The sequence below is a fragment of the Bifidobacterium amazonense genome, assembly GCF_018555435.2.
GTDB lineage: Bacteria > Actinomycetota > Actinomycetes > Actinomycetales > Bifidobacteriaceae > Bifidobacterium > Bifidobacterium amazonense.
The window spans coordinates 15,618-32,575 of the sequence record NZ_JAFEJT020000004.1 but is presented as its reverse complement, the minus strand read 5'-3'; the positions used below and the strand labels follow the sequence as shown (position 1 = coordinate 32,575).

The following is a 16,958-nucleotide window of genomic DNA, read 5'->3' as shown; positions in this document are numbered from 1 at the left end:
TGGGGTCCTTTCATTCGTGGTGTGTTTTGGTGTAGTCCCAGTCGCAGGTTTTGCAGCGTTGCTCGTAGTCGTGGGTGAGCCATTCATGACGGGCGTGGCCGAGGCCGTTGCCGCCGAGGGAGAGATATTCCTGTCCGGCTTCGAGCTGGCGCTCGTGCTGGGTGCGGCTGGTGGTGTGCGCGAACAGTTCGAGACGGAGCACGTCGAGACGGATCGCCCGCCGGTCGCGTTCTGATTGTTCGAGGCGCTGATAGTCGCGGTCGAGTTTGGCCTCGATGTCGCGCATGGTGGGACTATCCGCGAGCGCGGCGTCGAGGTCTTCTCGGGTGAGCGTGTGCTCCCGCCGGTCGATCCTGTTGAGTAGCCAGGTGACGAAGGTGACGCCTGCGCCTCCGGATAGGAGGGAGACGAGTACGGTGGCCCATACGGGCATGACGTCGGTCAAGGCATGGCCTTCTTTCCTTTCAGTTGAGTGGCATGGTGTCCCCGTTGAAGCAGTTTTTGGGGAGTCCGAGGGTTTGGAGTTTGGTCCAGTCGTCGGTGGTGAACACGCCCACGTTGTCCGCTCGCCAGGCCTTGCCGTCGTTGAGGGCGGTGAAGGTGATCTCGGTCGCGTCCTGTGTGGGAGTGATCGTCCAGGTGTTCGCGTTGGGGGTGCCGGGGATGGTGAGTGTCGTCCCGCCGCAGGTGATCGTGAATCCCTTCGAGGTTTCGTCGGTCCATGTTTTCCATACGCTGATGCGTACGACCAATACGGTGCCTGCGGTGACGGGGCGGATCGGCATGGTCTTGCCGTCGCTGTTGAACCCGCTGAATGATTTCGGCTGCAATGCGAGATTGGTCAGATACGTCATGCGGCCACCTCCCATTGGGAGGCGGTCATGTCAGTGGCATGAGGTCCCCGTACAGGCGGCCGGGATTGTCCGTCCATGCCTGCCATGCGGTCCAGTCCGCGGCGGTCATGAGCATCAGGTTCGTGTACGAGGCAGCCTCTCCCACTGTCAGGGGCGAGGTGAACACGACCTGCGTCGTTCCGCTCGAGGGCAGCGTGAACGGTACGACCAGTTGGGTAGTGCCCTTCTTCGGTATGCCGCCGTCGGCGCCCAGCTGCGTCCATTTGCCATCCGTCGCTGAGGTTCCGACGATCATCGAATACCCGCTCCGTATCGCGGTGGTGGATGAACGGTATACGTTGGAAACCATGACCAGACTGGTCGACGGCGTTGCCGTCGCCCATTCGTTGATAATGAATCTTGTCTGACAGCCGTCGGCGTCCGAGCCCATGAGATTGAACCCGTACAGGCCGTTCCGGGACGTGTCCACGCGGGTCACTGTTCCGTTGCCCGCGCTGACCGCGGGCAGGCTCGTGGCCTTCGGGTCGGGCCAATAGTTGTGGAAGATCATGCCACCAACCCCCAGTCACGAGAGTTGAAAGCATGATTAGAGTGGGAGCTAAGCCCCCCCCCTAATGGCATGAGATCCCCGTAGAGGGCGGTCACGCCAAGGGATTGCAGCGCCGTCCATTCAGCCGGCGTGCACAGGACGGGGGATTTGAGGCTCACGTTGTTCCCGGTCTGCTTACCGGCGGCGATGTCGAGTCGAATCGTTTTGACGCCGGACGGCACGGTGAACGACGCGGACAATGCGACGAGCGTTAATGATTTCGCGCCGGTCATATTCACGAGCCATGTCCACTTTCCGTTCGCGTTGATATAGCCGATACGGATCCACGCGTCATCGATGAACGAGCCGACGGAAACGTCCCGCACCCAGAAGAACGTGTGGAACTCGTACGTTCCGCCCAAGGTGAAGGGAATGTCCACCTGCGCGTAGCCACTCGCATCCGACGTGGGGGTGACGATCAGGTGGTCGCCGTTGCTGTCGTAGCCGGTCACGGTCACGTCGCCGTTCTTGGTCACATACGCGCTGGTGTTCTTGAACAGGGGATCGGGGAAATAGTTGTATACGAGCGTCATGCGACCAGCCCCCATTCGGAGGTCAGGTCAACGGCATCGTGTCCCCCGCGAAATGGTAGAGGCCCAGTTTGTTGCGTAGGTACTGCCAGTCCGAATACGTGTAGTAGCCGAACAGTTTCGGCGTGACCGAGGATTGACCCTCGCCGAGCCAGATAAGCACGTTCTGCGCGGTCGTGTTCCGGAACCGGACCACCTGCCATCGTGTCGTCGTGTCCGACAGCGTCGGCAGCGCCGACCCATCGGACAAACCGATTTTCGGGCTTTTCCAGTCCTCCGCGTACACGGTCAATACCCAGTCGCCGGCCGGTACCTGACTGCCTGTCGGCAGGGTCACCGTGCCGGACGTTTTGCCGTCCGCCAGCGAATATGTATAGTACCTGCCGGTCGCAGTGGCCGTCGCCTGCCACGGGGCCCACTGTTTGCCGCAATACGGGTCGGCTGTACGATTCATCAACTGCGTCATGCGGCCAGCCCCCATTCGAGAGCCACCACACGGCGACGAGCAGGATGAGGTTTTCTACATCCCCCCCCCCCGTTCAGGAGCATGGTCGAACCGTCGAAATAGTCAAGCCCCAGCAGCTTCAATGCCGTGTAGTCGGTTTTGGCCATGACGAGGATGCGGGACATGACGTACGCCTTGCCTTCGGTGGCCGGTGCATGGATACGCACGGTCATCGTTGTCGCTCCGGCTGGCGAGGTCAGCTCGCCGACCGCACGACGGTCCGACAAGTTCGCCCCGCCGGTGAACGGGTTGTTGTTCGATACGACGGTCCCGTTGTTATCCCGCCAGATCGGTCGGAACACCTGCGCCGATCCCGTCGTGGCGTCCCCGGTATTGCTGATGTCGCCGGCGAACACATAGATCGTGCCGCCGGTGATCGGGATCAGGGCGGACTCCATGTACGCTTCGCCGTCGGTCTTGGCTCGGACGATCAGCAGGCCCCGTGTATCGGCCTTCCATGGCGATGCACTCTCCTTGCCCGCCCACGCGTTCACTGTGACGCCGTTCGGGTCGGGGGCTAGATTCCTGATTTGCATTGAGGAATCTCCTTTCGGATATGAAAAAAGCCACCCGGTTGGGGTGGCTTTGAAAATGAGAGAGGGAGAAGTCCGGTTACTGCTTGTCGGACTGTTCGAGGGCGGAGAGCCTGCGTTCCCGGTCGGCCAGCTTGGCCTTCAGGATGCTGTTCTCCAGGGTGAGGTTCGCGATCTTCAAACCGAGATCGTTCAACAGGTCGGACTGCTCGTAATCGATGTTGTCGTTGTCCATGAAGGGGTTCCTTTCACTGGATCGGGTCGGACGTGGACGTGAGGATGTCCGTGACCGTGGCAAGCTCCGCCGCCGGGACAATACGACTGGTGTTCGTGCGCATGTCCTCGAACGTGACCTGCTCGCCGGTCACCGGCACACGAGCGCGCAGCATACGTTCCGGCGCACTCCAGACCTCCTCATTGGCGTTGGGCGCGTAGTCGAACACGAGGCCGAGCGCGAGCAGCCGGCCCTTCACACTGTCCGACGCAGGACGCAGGTCGATGACCACGGCAGGGGTATCCACGGGAGTTTCAGGCTGTGTCTCCGCATGGTCTGTTGCCGACGTCTGCCCGGTCTCATCCGGCGTGGTGTCCGGCACTTCGCCGGGAGTGATACCGGTGGTTTCATTCGTATCTGTCATACGTGTTCCTTTCATTGGTTAGGACTGCTGTCGTGTGATGGCCGCGTCGAACTGGTCGTAGTCGCGCTGGGTCCAGACCCTCTGCTCGCTCTCGTACTGGTCGAGAAGAGTCTTGGCCCCACTCGTATCCCCATCGGCAAGCAACCGCAGCACGTCGTGCAGTTGTCCTGTTTCCAGTTCGTCGATACCGACCGGCACCACGTCGTAGCTGCTCGCATCGTCCAGGTCCACTCCGTCATTGGCAAGCGAAACCATGCGAGACTCCGCAACCGCGGTACTCGCCAGATTCGATGCCGCAATGGACTTCGTTTGCGTGATGCCGTCGGTTTTGACCTGGATGTGATGACTGCCGGCGATGAGAGCCACGTAGTAGCTATTCATGTCGATTCGTACGCCGTTGGATTGGGTTGAGCGCAGGTGCGCTGTCCCGTCCTCGAGCGTCAGGGCCGCTCCGTCACCGTTCCTGATTTCGACGTTGCTGTTGGTCGTGTACATCTCGATGCCACGGGTATCGGCCCAGCCGGAGCTGCTGAAGATCAACGCGCCGGAGGTGTGGGACAGGATGCTGACGCTGGGGGCTACCATGACGTAGTTTTCGCTGTTGTCCACGCCCGACGTGTCGGACATTACGGCGCTGTTGTAGGTGTCCGACCCGTTCATGGTGCCGATTTTCAGGAACGTGGTGCCGTCCGCTATCAGTCTCATGTATCCGGTGTAGGAGCTGCTGCTGCCTGAGATGGCGAACAACTGGCTGCCGGAGTCGTAGAGGGTGAGCGCGTTGGAGCCGGTCAGGCTCACGTAGTTGTAGTCGTCCGGTCCTATCGCACTGGCGCGGAACATGACATTGCCGCTCGAATTGGTGGTGATGCCGCCGATCATGCTGCCGTTGTGCGTGATACGGAAGCCCTGCGAGTCGATGTACGTGGTGACCGAATAGCCGTCCACGTACCCGCTTATCTGGATGCTGCCCGCGTTGAACTCCGCGCCGTTGATGGTCGTGCCCGTGATGGTCGTGCCGCTGATCGTGCCGCCGTTGATGGTCGTGCCGTTGATCGTGGTGCCCGTGATCGTAGCGCCCATGATCGTGCTCCCGGAAGTGAGGGAGCCTTTCATCTCGACGCTGCCGTCCACCGTTTGCAGGCTGAACGTGGTCTCGCCCGCCGTGTTCCTCAGGATCATGCCCGAATCGGTGAGCGTGAGCCGTCCGTTCGTGGTCGTGATCGCCGAACCGGTCAACGTGCCGCCCGTCACCGTGGGAGCGGTCAACGTGCCGTTCGTGACGAGCGCGCCGGCCAGTTTGAGACTGCCATCCGCGTCCAACGTGAACGTTGCGTTCCCCGCAGTGTCATAACCGACCAGCCCACCACTGGTGAGCTTGACACCACGACTCGCAGCTGCAGTGGTCTGTATGATCGCTCCGGTGATCGTGGTGCCGGTGATCGACCCGCCGGACATGATCGGCCCCTTCAGGGTCAGGGAGCCGTCCGCCGAGTTCATCGTCACGGTCGGATTGTTCGACGCGTCCTTGAGCAGCAGCCCGTCGTCGTTGATCAATAGTCGCCCGTTGGTCGTGACGAACTTGCCGCCCTGCACGGTCGTGCCCGTCAGCAGGTTGCCCTTGATCAGATCGGAGGTGAGCGACCCGGTGACGATGTGCTTCGCGTCGATCGAGTTCGCCTTGATCTTGTCACCGGTCACGGATTCCGCGGCCAACGCCTTCGTGGTCACCGAATCGGCGGTCATGTGGCGGGCGAGGATGCTGTCGCTCATGATCTTCTGCGCGGTGACCGAGTTCGCGGCGAGCTTGTCCGTGGTGACCGCGCCGGCCACGATGGCCTGAGCGTTCACGCTGTCGGCGGCCATGAGTTTGGCGACGATGCTGCCGGTGGCGAGGATGTTCGCCGCGTACAGGTTGCGTTCGTTCCACTGGTTGCCGTCGTACACGTAGATGCCCACGTATCGGGAGTCCAACGTGACCAACACGCTCGCACTGTCGTTGGCGGTGCCTTCCCAGTACGTGTAGAAGTCGGCCAGGAGGCTGGCGCTGTTGTTGGCGGTGCCGGCCCAGCGCGTCCAGTACGGTTGGGTCTTGTACCAGAAGTCGCCCTGTTTGACCGTCACTCCAGTCAACGTGGTCGGGTCGGTCGGTCCCTCGAAAGCGTTGTGCAGCCCATCCAACGTCTTGCCGACGCTGTTGGCCTTGTCCAACGCGGTCTTCGCAGTGGTGCTGGCGGCGGTGATGTCCTCGCGCGCCTTCTCGATCGCCGCGGTATTACCCGATATCAGCTGGTTCGCGTCGGCCAGATCCTTCGCGGCCTGTTCGAGCTGCTGCTGTTGCGCCTTGATGGAGTCCTTCGCGTTCTCCAAGTCCGCGTTCGTCAGCGACGCCCATTGGGAGCCGGTCCACCGGTACGTGCCGATGATGCGCGTGGACAACGGGACCAGCCACGAGGCGCTGTTGTTCGCGTCGCCCTCCCAGCCCGTGTAGAAGTCGGCGAGCAGGGAGGCGGAATTGTTCGCCTCTCCAGCCCAGCGCGTCCAGTACGGTTGGGTGCGGTTCCACAGGTCGCCGTCCTTGAGGGCGACACCTTCCATGACGGAGGGGTCATCGGGGCCGGTGTACACGTTGTGCAACCCGTCCACGGCGGTGCCGACCTTGTTGGCCGCGTCCAACGCCTTGTCGGCGGTCGAGGTGGCCGCATCGATGTCCTTGCGCGCCTCATCGATGGTCTTATCCACTTCGGCCGCATGCTTACTGATCGCGTCAATGCTGGCCGTGTTCGCGGTGATCGCGTCAGTGTTCGCCTGGACCTTCTGATCCACCACGGCGACCTGCTCGGCGGCGGCCTTCTTTGCAGCCTCGAGGATCTTGTCGGCGGACTGATCCAGATCCTCTTGCGTGACCGCCGGGGCGACCGTGACGTTCGCGCCCTCCGACCAGTCGGACATGTTGCCCGACCGGTCCACACTTCGTAACGCGAACCACCATGCCGAATTGATCTCCAAGCCCGTGACGATGCAATGCCCGTCGCCCTGGATCAGATCACGGTACGTCCAATTGCCGTTGCCTGGACTGATGCCGACCTCGCAATGGTCGAAGTCCGCTTCCATGCCGCCGCCAGCCGCGTTTTTGCCGTCCCAGTACACGTCGACCACGCCGAGTTTCGAGGTGAGCACGGGCGTGGACGGCACGCTTGGCGGGGTCGTGTCCGACGCGACGCGGATGACGACCTGATCGGACCATTGGCCGGGCTTGTCGGAATAGGTCGGGGTGGCGCGCACGCGGAACGCGTATTCGACGCCGCATTCCAGCCGGCCGATCGCGAGCGTGGTCTCGTCCGCATCACCGCCGTACTGCCAGGGTGCTCCCGTAGCGTTCTTGCGGTATTCGGCCCGGTAGCCGTGGATGTCGAGCGCGGTGCTGTCGGTGGCCTGCGTGACCTGCGCCCATGAGAGCACGGCCAGGCCCTGCGCGCTGCCATCGCTGGCGATGTATGCGCTGGTCGCCACGACCAATCCCTCGGGGGCCTTGGCGACGCGATGATCGTTTTCGGGGGCGGGACGCCCGCCTTCGGATCCGGCCATGCTCGCGCCGCCGGTGATGCCCTGGATCTTCTTGGCCTGGCGGATCTGCGCGTCGTACACCTTGTCGTTCAACGTGACGGACGCCTTGACGCCGCTCGAGTCCAGGGAGAGGGTGATCTGACGGACTCGGACCTTCTCGCCGTGGCTGACGGTTGGCGCGCTGATCCAGTCGCCCGGCATGTAGTCGACCAACGGCAGGCTTTCCGCGTTCACGACGAGCAGGCTGCGCGTATACTGGCCACGCACCCGCGCCGAGGATGCGAGCGTGGTTTGCATGAACGCCTTCGCGGTCGCCTCGTCCGAAATGCCGCCCTGCGACACGTAGGACTCCCATTTGCCCCACGGGGTCGGCGCCGCAGTGTTGGCCTCGCGGAAGGTGAGCCCGTTGTCGCCCTCCACGAGGATGTCCGAGGACAGGTCCTCGATGGACTCCTCTTCGGGGGCCTCGAGCACGTCGTGAGCTAGGGAGACGTGCACCGTGCCGCTCAGGTCACGGCTCAGGCTTGTGCTGTCCGCGTTCCAGACCTTGAGCGTGCGCCGGTCGGTACGCCAGTCGACCGCGCCGCCGGAGACCATGCTGGAGAGCATCGAGTTGAGCGACGTGCCGAGCGAATAGTAGAGCGTGTACACGCTCTTCCACGCTGTGCCACCACTGTCCTTGCCGGTATCGAACCCGGCCGTGAGAATCGTGGCCGCGCCTTTACGCTGCGCGTTCTCGTCCATGATGGTCTTGAGGATCGTGCCCGGATTTCTGGAGAGGAAAGCCCGCTTGCCCTTGTTGTCGCCGTCGGTGATCAGATGCGCGGTGTCGTTGTTGAGGATCTTGCCCATCAGCCAGCCGATCGACTGGCAGGTCAACGTGACCGTGTCGCTCGTATCCTCCGCGTTGCGAGACCGGCCGATCAGCAGGAACCGACCATTGTACGGCTCCCGCCACGCGCCCCCGTCGGACACCTCGAGCGCGATCTCCAACCCGGCTTCCAATCCCCGTTTGAGGATGCCGCCGCCGACCGCGCGCCTCGAATACGCGATCTGCAACGCACCCAGATCGTCATGGATGATGCTCGCGTCGAACGAGAGCGGCTGCTGCAGGATGCCGAGCCGGTCGCCGCCCGGCATGTACGCGACCAGTCGGGCGTGCAGGGTCTTGGTCATAGACGCCTCCTAATCACCACCAGGCGCGACGGCAGTGCGCGAGCAGGCCGTCCGTGGACCCGGTGAGTTTCGTGGTGAGCTTGTACGAGTTGTCCGTGGGCGCGGGCCAGCATTGCAGCATGCCCGCGGCCGGATAGTCCAAACCGCCGGTCACGTCCACGAACCCGTCCGGCCCGGTCCACTGGTGGTCGTCGTCGGTCTGCCATGCGGTCGCGTTGCCGCAATCCAGATACGTGTACCTGGTCGCGTCCGCCTTGCCCGTCCAGATGACGCCGCTGCCCGTAACCGGATCCGTGACCGTGACGGACGTGACGCCCTTGGGACAGCGGATGACCAGATCGGTCAGGGGAGCGTCCCCGAACATGCCATCCTGGATCCCGTCGGCCAGAGGGATCAGCAGCGAGGGGGAGTTGTTCGCCTCACCCATCCACATGGTCGTGAAATCGGCGAGCAGGCTCGCACTGTTGTTCGCCGCGCCCTCCCAGCGCGTCCAATAGGATTGCGTCCAACGTTTCGACGCCGGCCACAGGATCGCGGTCGTGTTCGCCGCCAGCGGCCTGTCGTAGGTCGTAGTGTCACGCCACCAGACGCCTGGCATGGCGAACACGGCCGTGAACGGGATGAGACGGTCCAGCACGGTGCCGCCATCATCCGCCTCCAGACTGGCGAGCTCCACCACAGCCTGCTGCGTGACACCGTTCACGGTCCTCGACAGGACCGGCATCGGCGCCATGCACAGGCGGGCCAACCGCGCCGAATCAAGATGGAAGCCGTCATGGCCGAACGCGCTCACCTTCAGGGTGACCGACCGTTCCTCGAACGACGGTGGCATGCCGTCCGGCACGGTGCCGTGACGGAACGGCGCGGACACCTTATTGCGGCTGACGCTGACGCCGGCGAACAGGGTGGATCCCTGCGTGACACGGCAGTACGTCGAATCCAACGGGATCCCGTTCAACGCAAAGTCGACGCCAGCCATACGATGCTCCTTTACAGTCCGTTCGCCATCTCGTCCAACGCCGAATTCGTCGACAAAGGCCACGGGTCGGCCTGCGGATAGTAGTTCGTGATATGCACGCTCGCACCGGCCTTGCCGGCCGTGGCGGGCGTGTAGCCGGACAGGTCGTAGCCGAATCCGCCGGCGGGGTTAAGCACGGAGTTGAGCCGGTCCATGCGTTTGCGCACGTATCCCATCGAATCGGTGATGCCCTCGCCCATGCCCTGGCCGATCATCAGACCGACCTCGTCGCGGAACACGCGGCTCGGCGAGTGGATGCCGAGCGCGTTCTTCGCCTTGTCCACGAGACCGCTCAACGCGTTCGTGATGTTGCTGTAAAGCCCGCCGATAGCGCCGCTGATGCCGTTCCACAGGCCGCTGATGATGTTGCGGCCCGCGTCCATGAGCCATGAGCCGGCACTCGAGAAGAGATTGCGGATCTTGCCTGGGATGCTGCCGATCAGGCTCATGAGCTTGCCGGCCATGCTGCTGGCGGCGTTGACCATGCCGGTGAACGCGGACTGCATGATGTTCACGCCGCTGCGGATCACTCCGGCGATCGTGTTCATGGTGGCCGAGATGACCGAGCCGATCGCCTGGAACACCTTGGATATCAACGCATGGAAGCCGGAGATGATCGCGCCGGCCGTGTTGATCGCGGTGGAGATCGTGTTGACGACGAGCTGGAACGCCGCGCTCACCGCGCTGACGATCGCGCTGACGATCGACCCGACCACGGTGAGGATGCCTTGGAACACCGAGGCCACCGCCGCAGCCAGACCGGCCACGATGGCGGTGACCACGGCGACCGATGACACGACGTTGGAGACCACGCCGGCGACCACGCTGACGATGTTCGTTACCGTGACGATGATCAGTCCGACCGCGGAGACGACCGCGGCCACGACGGAGGCGACCACGCTGACCACGGTCTGGATGACGGGCAGCATCATCTGGATGCCGCTGACCACGACCGAGACGATGTTCGCCACGATCGCGACGATGCCGCTGACCGCGGGCATGATCGCGGTGACTAGGTTCATGAGCGCCGACATGATGTTCGTGATCACCGGCATGAGCGCGCTGGCGAGCTGCGCGATGATCGGCGCGATGGCGGTCATGAGCTGCGCGGCCAGCTGGACGATCTGCGTGATGATCGGCACGAGCTGCATGATCACCGGCAGCATCGCCTGCACCACGGTCGCGATCATGGGCAGCATGCTTGTGACGAGACCGCCGACAGTCGTGACCAGCAGTCCGATGACCGGCAGCATCGCGGACAGGAGAGACTGGATGCCGGGCAGGATCGCCGCGATCGACCCGCCCAGCAATGTGGCCAGGCTGGTGAGCATGCCGACCAGCGGCGGGATGGCCGCGGACGCGATCTGGGTGAGCTGTCCGCCGAACTGGGTGAACAATAGTTTGACGATGCCCAATGGGCTGACGAGCCCCATGATGGTGGTCACGATGGAGAGCAATCCGGCCAAGGTGCCGCCGTTGCCCGAGAACGCGGTCGAGAACGCCTTGCCGACCTGTCCGACGATGCCCATGATCGTCGTGAACACGCCGGACACGACACCGACCGCGGATTGGAACGCGCCGCCGATGACGGATGAGACGTTGGAGAAGATGGCCGGCATCGCATCCCTCACCTGCAGGGCCGTGTCACGGATCCGCAGGATCATGGCGACCGCCGGCGAATCCTCCTCGACGTTGAACGCCTCACGGAACCCGCTGGTGAAGTCGCCCGTCTTGAAGATGTCGACCAGGGCCTTGGCCTTGTCGCTCCACCCGGACAGGAACGAGGTGAACGTCGCGAACACGCCCTGCACCTTGGCGATGCCGGCCTGCACCGGTTGGGGCAGGTACTGGCCGATCTCGCCCATCGCGGCGCTCAGGCCGGAGATGAGACCGGCGGCGATCTGCGCGATACGCGGTGCGACGTTCTTGCCGACGGTGATGACCGACTGGACGAGCTGGCTGGTGAGTGTCTTCATGTCGGCATCGGATTTGCCGATTTCGGTCAGCCAGTTCGTCCATGCGGCCTTCATCATGCCGGTCGCGCCCTCGATCGTGGTCGCGGCCTCACGGCTGGTGGTGCCGGTGATGTCGAGGTTTTCCTGGACGCGGTGGATGGCCTCGACCACGTCCGCGAAGCTGTCGATGCTCAGATCATTGCTCTTGCCCTGCGCCTCTCCCAGCTTGTTCGCGTCGTCGATGAGACGCTGCATTTCCGCCTTGGTGCCGCCGTAGCCCAACTTCAGGTTGTCGAGCATCGTATAGTTCTGTTTCGCAAACCCTTGGTAGGCCCACTGCAGGCTGCCCAAATCCGTGCCCATCTTGTTCGCGTTGTCCGACATGTCCACGAGCGCGGTGTTGGCGGCCTCCGCCGCGGCCGCGGTATCGCCGCCAAGCGAGCTCACGAGGGACGCGGCGAACGAGGTGACCTGGTTCATGTAGTCGTTCGCGGAAACGCCTGCCGTCTTGTATGCTTCGGCGGCGTATTTCTGCACGGTGCCGGACGCGTCCTTGAACAGGGTGTCGACGCCGCCGACCGCCTGCTCGTAGGTCGCGTACGCTTCGAGTGCCTGTTTGCCGATGGCGGTCAGGCCGGCGCCGGCGGCGGATGCGGCGCCGATCGCGGCGATGCCCACGCCTTTGAGCAGGCTTCCGGCCTTGCCTCCCACGGTTTTGAGCGTGGACGACAGGCTCGTGTCGAGGCTGGAGCCCATGTCCTTGCCGGCCTTGCTGCCGGCGGTGGATGCCGCGTCGCCGAACGCGGATGAGATGGCCTTGCCGACGCCCTTCATGCTGGGGACGATCTCGACGAATGCCTGTGCCAGTGATATCGCCATGCGCCACCTCGTTCTCTATTCGCTTATCCGGTCCGGACGTACGGTGCCCGTGTCCTCGAATCGTTGGCTCATGAACCGGTCGAGTTCCTCGACGCTCATGCCGACCGGTTTGATCGTGCGCGTCGCCCGTCGCGAATCCGTCCCGTCGTCCTTGTCGGCGTGCTGGTTGCCGGGGCGGGGCAACGGTTCGGGGCGGGGGCCGCGTTTCTTCGGATCTGCAGCGCTCCACATCCACATGGTCATTCGGTCGACCAGTCCGGCGAGCAGATGCTGGTCGAGTGTCCATGCGCGTGTCGAGTCCAATGCGATCCAGGTGAGGGATCCGTCGGGCAGGCCCATGAACAGATCCGCGTATTCCGTCGCGCCGATGGTTCCCGACCAGAGCGGGTCGAGGCTGAGCCCGTACACGCGCCGCATGTCGGCCCGCACTGCTGCGGGACAGGTGATCAGCGCGTATACGAGCGTCAGGAGTTTGGGTTGAGCTCGCTCATCAGTTCGGCCGTGAACTCCTGTACCGTCTCCATGGGGATGCGTCCGGTGTCGGGGTCGCGCAGCACGCGCTTGACTTGCTGGTAGGCGGGGCCGCAGACCTTGCGCAGGAACGGGATGATCTTGAACAGGCCGTTCTCGTCGTTTTCCGCGTTCTGCAGGTCGTACAGATCCTCGAACATATCGAGGTCGTTGAACATGGCCGGGTCGACGGTGATCGTCACGCCGCGTACGGTAACCTCGCGGGGGCCATTCTTCGACTGGTGGTCCTGCGGCTTCTTTCGTTTGGCCGGCGGATTGCTCTTCGTGGTCATTGCTCACTTCTTCCGGTAGATGTCACTTCTTCGGGATTGGGTACGACAGTTGGGATCCGCAAGTGGCGAAGAACGTGAGAAGAAACCGCTTGCGGAAGATTGGATGGGGTCACTTGCCGCTTGCGGCAGCGACGCCGAGATATTCGATCATGGTCACGCCGCCGCCCATGTCGTTGCATGCGCACGTCACGTCGTATCCCTGCGCGTCGCCGGCATGTACCTGACGGTCGCCGAATTCGGCTCGCGAGGCCCGGCCGATCACGATGCGGCCTAGGGTCGCGCCGGTGAGGACGAGTTCGAACACGAGCACGAACGTGTCGTCGGACGGCATCTGGTGCTTGATGGTCAGGCTCTTGTCCGTGCCGGTGACGGCCGTGTCGTTGTAACGCAGCTTCGCGGCCTCGGCGCGCAGGATCTCGAGCAAGGTGAACTGGGTGCTTTCCGCGAAGCTGGAGATGACCTTCATCACGGTGTTGCCGTTCGCGTCCTTGACCTCGACGGTGTCCGTGTCGGTCGTGATGGTCATGCCGTCCTCGGACAGGTAGCCGATCAGCTTGTACGCCGCCGGCAGCGCGGTGCTCGCGTCGGTCGGCAATGCCGTGCCAGCGGGGGCCCAATACGCGTAGCCGCCGACCTTGAACTTGCCGAGCGACACCAGCGAGGAATCGTTCGTTGTGGAATCAGCCATGAGGCTTCCTTTCAAAAGAGGTCGCCGGATTCGACGACCAGTTGGACCAATATCTGATATCGGGACCGTCCGTCCGGCATCGGGAAATGCGTGCGGCCGGTCAGTTCCACCGCGGCCACGCTGGGACGTTCGATAATGCGCTTCAACCGCGGGACGACGAGCCGGCTCGCGGCTTCGGAGACCAGCCACCGGGACTCGCCCCATACCTGCACGGCGATCAACGGCAGGTTGCGGAACGGCTCGTCCGCGCCTCCTACCTGTTCGACCGTGATGAACGGGATCGGATGCGATGCCGTCGATTCGGCAGGTACGTCGAACCGGGCCGGGTACGAGTCCTTGATGGATGGGTCGGCGTTGAGCCAGTCCATGACGAGTTTTTCCGCGTTCACCGCCATCAGCCGCCTCCCAACGCCTTGACGAGCGTGTTATGCGCAGCATTGTGGGCGATGCAGCCGGCGTCGCCTCCGGTGGTGACCAGGGCGACGGAGCCTCGTGTCGAGTCGATCGTCGTTTCGACCTTGAACTTGGCGTGCTCGGGATGCGAGCATTCGCCGGCGGCCCGCGTGTTGGCCGCGGCTGCTATACGCTCCGCCTCGGCCGTGCACGCGGCCTGTACCTCCGCGGATTGACGGTAGGCGCGGAATGCGCTCATGTTCAACTTCACACGGGCCATGCGTTATCCCTCCTCGTCCTTGACCTCGACCTGCAGGTTCCACCGGGTGGGCGTCAGCCCGCCGTCGTAGGGATGCGGGTCGCCGATCACCTCGTAGTCGTGCCCGTCGATACGCAGGAACGCGCCCTTGAGGCTGCGATACTCGTAGGAGCGGGGCAGGTAGCAGGTGAACGCCACCGTGACGCCCTGAGGGCGGATCGAGTCGGTGGCGTTCGCCTGGGCGCCGGGAGCGACTAGCACGTCGTCGACCGTTTCCGTGTCAACCTTGGTCAGTGGCGCTCCGCTCGGGTCGACGTCCCCGGTCGGCAGGTACCGGATCACCTTGATGGTTTCGCCTTTCACGGGTCGGCCTCCTCGGGGATCATGCTGACCGACCACGCGACCTGCACGCCGCAGCCCAGGGACCGTTTCTCAGACTTTGTCAGGTACAGGTCGCCGGACGGATTGCTGTAGCTGAACATCTGGGAGAATGGTCCCGCGGTCTGCTGCGTCTGGGTGACGCCCATCGCCTCGTCTCCGCCGATCATGGCTCGTTTGACCATCGCGCACGCGATGCGCTTGAGCGTCGCGGCCGACGATTCCATGTAACGGGGGCATTCGGCCATGATCAGATCGGACGCGTCATCCAGCAACGCTCTCGCACGGTCCTGTTCGTCCTCCGTCAGCGCATGCCAGCGCGACGCGAGATCGTCGACCGAGGCGAACGGCGGCGTCGGATTTTGACTATCGTCCATCGCACAACTCCTTTACTGGACGGTGGAAGAAAGCATCGGCGTGATGGTCGCGTCGATGCCGTCGCCCACGCTCATGGTCACGACGATGTACGCGAGATAGGACCCGGCCGCCAGATCGCCCTCCGGCTTGGACACGCTGTCGAGGCCGCCGACCGTGGCGCGCAGCCGGCTGTCCGTCGTATCGGCCGAGAGCCGATAGGCGCCGGAATCGAGCGTGAGCCATCCGCCCAGCTGGGTGGTCGCGGCGGTCGCCGTACCGGTCACGCGCCACGCCCCGCCTCCCGCATCATTGACCGTCAGTCCGTTACGAGACGAGACCGTCGGAGTCGTCCACCAATGGTTCGTGACTGGTTCGGTCAGGCTAAAAAACCTGCCGTTTTGCCGGCCGACACGAGCGTGTTGTACTTTGCCTTCAATTCCGCGCAGAGTGCGACGAGCGCATCGTATTCGGCCTTGGTCGGGGCGTCGCCGGCCGCGGCTGCCGGATCGGCAGTGCTGATTGCGGTCACGCCGCTGGCTTTCTTTATGCCGCCCAACGCGGCGGCGGTCGCCGCGGGCAGCGTGTAGGGCGTGCCGGCGCCGATCGCGGTGCGGGCCGCGTCCGCGGTGCCGGCCTTGAGGACGTTCAGGCCGGTCGCGCCGGCACCGGAGATCGAACTCACACTCGCCGGATACGTGGCCGGCTTGCCGGTCACGGCATCCCATGCGACCGTTGCGGGAACGTCGGAGCCACCGGTAAGGTCGATGGGATTACCGTCGTCGTCGAGGAACTGGGTTTCGATGACCGCCTGACGTGCATCATTGGCGACGCCGCTGGTCAGATGGTGGAACTCAACCGCCTGGCTCATCACTTGCCCGCCTTCGTAGTGGCCGTGTCGCCTTCGATTACGGCGAAACGGTCGGTGAACACGTACCAGGCGTACAGGATCTCCAGACGGAGCGCGATCTGGTTGGTGCGGCGCAGATCGCCCTGACCGTCCGGATCGCCATAGGTGATGGTCTCCAACGGCAGGTTGCGCTGCACGCCCCAGTAGATGCCGTTCTTCCAATCACCGACAATCGCGCCGACCTTGGGAACCGTATAGTTCTCACCCTCGGCCGGCTCGGTGAACTCGGGCGCGTTGACGGTCGTGGTCACGGACGCGGGGATGCCCTTGAAACTGTTCATGGTCACGCCGTAACCGAGTTCCGGGTAGAGCGGGCGCTTCTGCGTGTCCTTGAGCGTGGCGAGGCTGAACGCGAACTCGCGGCTCATGGCGATACCGTTGACATCCCAGCCTTCCTTGTCGTCCAGAATCAGGCCAATGGCCTCTTCCACGTCGACGTCCGGGCTGGCGGTACGCGCCACGCGCTTGTCGGTCGCGTCCAGATAGTTCGTCCATGCGGTGATCGGCTTGCCGGTCAGCGGATTGAGACGGTAGAACACACCCAGGTCGAGCGCGCGGGACAATGCCTTCGCACCTTCGGTGGCGAGCTTGTTGATGATGCCGAGCTGGTAGTCGGCGTCCGCCCACTGCACTTCCTGATTAAAGCGCATGGTGACCTGCACCTTGTGCGGGACCGCGGTCACAGTGCCGAACGAACCGGTCGTGCTGGACTTCTGCACGCCTTCGCCGACGAACTCGGCACGAGGACGGTTCTCGAACGTGACGATGCTCACGTCGCCGAAACGCATCGCCTTCTGCTGCGAGAGCACGCCAATCGCGCTGCCGGACTGCACCTGATCGACGATGCCGTCCGCGATCTGATTCGGCATCGCCTTGATGCCACCGGTACCGAAAATAGCCATGATTATGGCCTCCTTGATAAATGGGGGGGG

The 16,958-nt window shown here is 63.6% G+C and carries 21 protein-coding genes; all 21 read right to left on the bottom strand.

The annotated features are described in order from the left end of the window. Nucleotides 1–10 precede the first annotated feature (10 nt). Nucleotides 11–445, bottom strand: a complete 435-nt coding sequence (locus JS533_RS01760; RefSeq protein WP_241512848.1) for a cation:proton antiporter — start codon at nt 443–445, stop codon at nt 11–13. Between the two features lie 19 nt (nt 446–464). Continuing rightward, the gene (locus tag JS533_RS01755) at nt 465–854 is read right to left on the bottom strand and encodes a hypothetical protein (protein ID WP_241512847.1); all 390 of its coding nucleotides are present in this window, start codon (nt 852–854) and stop codon (nt 465–467) included. Nucleotides 855–879: 25 nt separating this feature from the next. Further along, complete coding sequence (locus JS533_RS01750) at nt 880–1,404, bottom strand: hypothetical protein (RefSeq protein ID WP_241512846.1); 525 nt, start codon at nt 1,402–1,404, stop codon at nt 880–882. Continuing rightward, nucleotides 1,401–1,976 carry a hypothetical protein gene (locus JS533_RS01745; RefSeq protein ID WP_241512845.1) on the bottom strand — a complete coding sequence of 192 codons (576 nt, stop codon included), beginning with the start codon at nt 1,974–1,976 and terminating at the stop codon, nt 1,401–1,403. Before JS533_RS01745 ends, JS533_RS01750 begins: the two co-directional genes overlap by 4 nt. Nucleotides 1,977–1,998: 22 nt before the next feature. Next, on the bottom strand, nt 1,999–2,439 hold the full coding sequence (locus JS533_RS01740) for a hypothetical protein (protein ID WP_241512844.1): 441 nt from the start codon (nt 2,437–2,439) through the stop codon (nt 1,999–2,001). After that, complete coding sequence (locus JS533_RS01735; RefSeq protein ID WP_241512843.1) at nt 2,436–3,014, bottom strand: hypothetical protein; 579 nt, start codon at nt 3,012–3,014, stop codon at nt 2,436–2,438. Before JS533_RS01735 ends, JS533_RS01740 begins: the two co-directional genes overlap by 4 nt. Before the next feature lie 76 nt (nt 3,015–3,090). Next, entirely contained in the window at nt 3,091–3,246 is a 156-nt protein-coding gene (locus JS533_RS01730) for a hypothetical protein (protein ID WP_241512842.1), read from the bottom strand. Between the two features lie 13 nt (nt 3,247–3,259). Further along, on the bottom strand, nt 3,260–3,649 hold the full coding sequence (locus JS533_RS01725; RefSeq protein ID WP_241512841.1) for a hypothetical protein: 390 nt from the start codon (nt 3,647–3,649) through the stop codon (nt 3,260–3,262). Between the two features lie 18 nt (nt 3,650–3,667). Next, nucleotides 3,668–8,389: a hypothetical protein gene (locus JS533_RS01720; protein ID WP_241512840.1), complete on the bottom strand. Its 4,722-nt coding sequence runs from the start codon at nt 8,387–8,389 to the stop codon at nt 3,668–3,670. Nucleotides 8,390–8,402: 13 nt separating this feature from the next. Next, nucleotides 8,403–9,368, bottom strand: a complete 966-nt coding sequence (locus JS533_RS01715) for a hypothetical protein (RefSeq protein ID WP_241512839.1) — start codon at nt 9,366–9,368, stop codon at nt 8,403–8,405. A gap of 11 nt (nt 9,369–9,379) precedes the next feature. Then, nucleotides 9,380–12,241 carry a phage tail protein gene (locus JS533_RS01710; RefSeq protein ID WP_241512838.1) on the bottom strand — a complete coding sequence of 954 codons (2,862 nt, stop codon included), beginning with the start codon at nt 12,239–12,241 and terminating at the stop codon, nt 9,380–9,382. Between the two features lie 15 nt (nt 12,242–12,256). Next, entirely contained in the window at nt 12,257–12,670 is a 414-nt protein-coding gene (locus JS533_RS01705; protein ID WP_241512837.1) for a DUF5361 domain-containing protein, read from the bottom strand. Between the two features lie 35 nt (nt 12,671–12,705). Beyond that, nucleotides 12,706–13,044, bottom strand: coding sequence for a hypothetical protein (locus JS533_RS01700; RefSeq protein WP_241512836.1), 339 nt, complete (start codon nt 13,042–13,044; stop codon nt 12,706–12,708). Between the two features lie 109 nt (nt 13,045–13,153). After that, nucleotides 13,154–13,732 (bottom strand): phage tail tube protein, encoded by a 579-nt coding sequence (locus JS533_RS01695; protein ID WP_241512835.1) that lies wholly within the window; start codon nt 13,730–13,732, stop codon nt 13,154–13,156. 11 nt (nt 13,733–13,743) lie between these two features. Then, nucleotides 13,744–14,127 carry a hypothetical protein gene (locus JS533_RS01690; RefSeq protein WP_241512834.1) on the bottom strand — a complete coding sequence of 128 codons (384 nt, stop codon included), beginning with the start codon at nt 14,125–14,127 and terminating at the stop codon, nt 13,744–13,746. Then, nucleotides 14,127–14,405 (bottom strand): hypothetical protein, encoded by a 279-nt coding sequence (locus tag JS533_RS01685; protein WP_241512833.1) that lies wholly within the window; start codon nt 14,403–14,405, stop codon nt 14,127–14,129. The genes JS533_RS01690 and JS533_RS01685 overlap by 1 nt, the downstream gene beginning before the upstream one ends. Before the next feature lie 3 nt (nt 14,406–14,408). Next, nucleotides 14,409–14,747, bottom strand: coding sequence for a hypothetical protein (locus tag JS533_RS01680; RefSeq protein ID WP_241512832.1), 339 nt, complete (start codon nt 14,745–14,747; stop codon nt 14,409–14,411). Then, nucleotides 14,744–15,139 carry a Gp19/Gp15/Gp42 family protein gene (locus JS533_RS01675; protein ID WP_241512831.1) on the bottom strand — a complete coding sequence of 132 codons (396 nt, stop codon included), beginning with the start codon at nt 15,137–15,139 and terminating at the stop codon, nt 14,744–14,746. The genes JS533_RS01680 and JS533_RS01675 overlap by 4 nt, the downstream gene beginning before the upstream one ends. 12 nt (nt 15,140–15,151) lie before the next feature. Beyond that, on the bottom strand, nt 15,152–15,403 hold the full coding sequence (locus JS533_RS01670; protein ID WP_241512830.1) for a hypothetical protein: 252 nt from the start codon (nt 15,401–15,403) through the stop codon (nt 15,152–15,154). Nucleotides 15,404–15,495: 92 nt separating this feature from the next. Beyond that, entirely contained in the window at nt 15,496–15,987 is a 492-nt protein-coding gene (locus JS533_RS01665) for a head fiber protein (RefSeq protein WP_241512829.1), read from the bottom strand. After that, entirely contained in the window at nt 15,987–16,928 is a 942-nt protein-coding gene (locus JS533_RS01660) for a phage major capsid protein (protein WP_241512828.1), read from the bottom strand. Before JS533_RS01660 ends, JS533_RS01665 begins: the two co-directional genes overlap by 1 nt. Nucleotides 16,929–16,958: the final 30 nt, after the last annotated feature.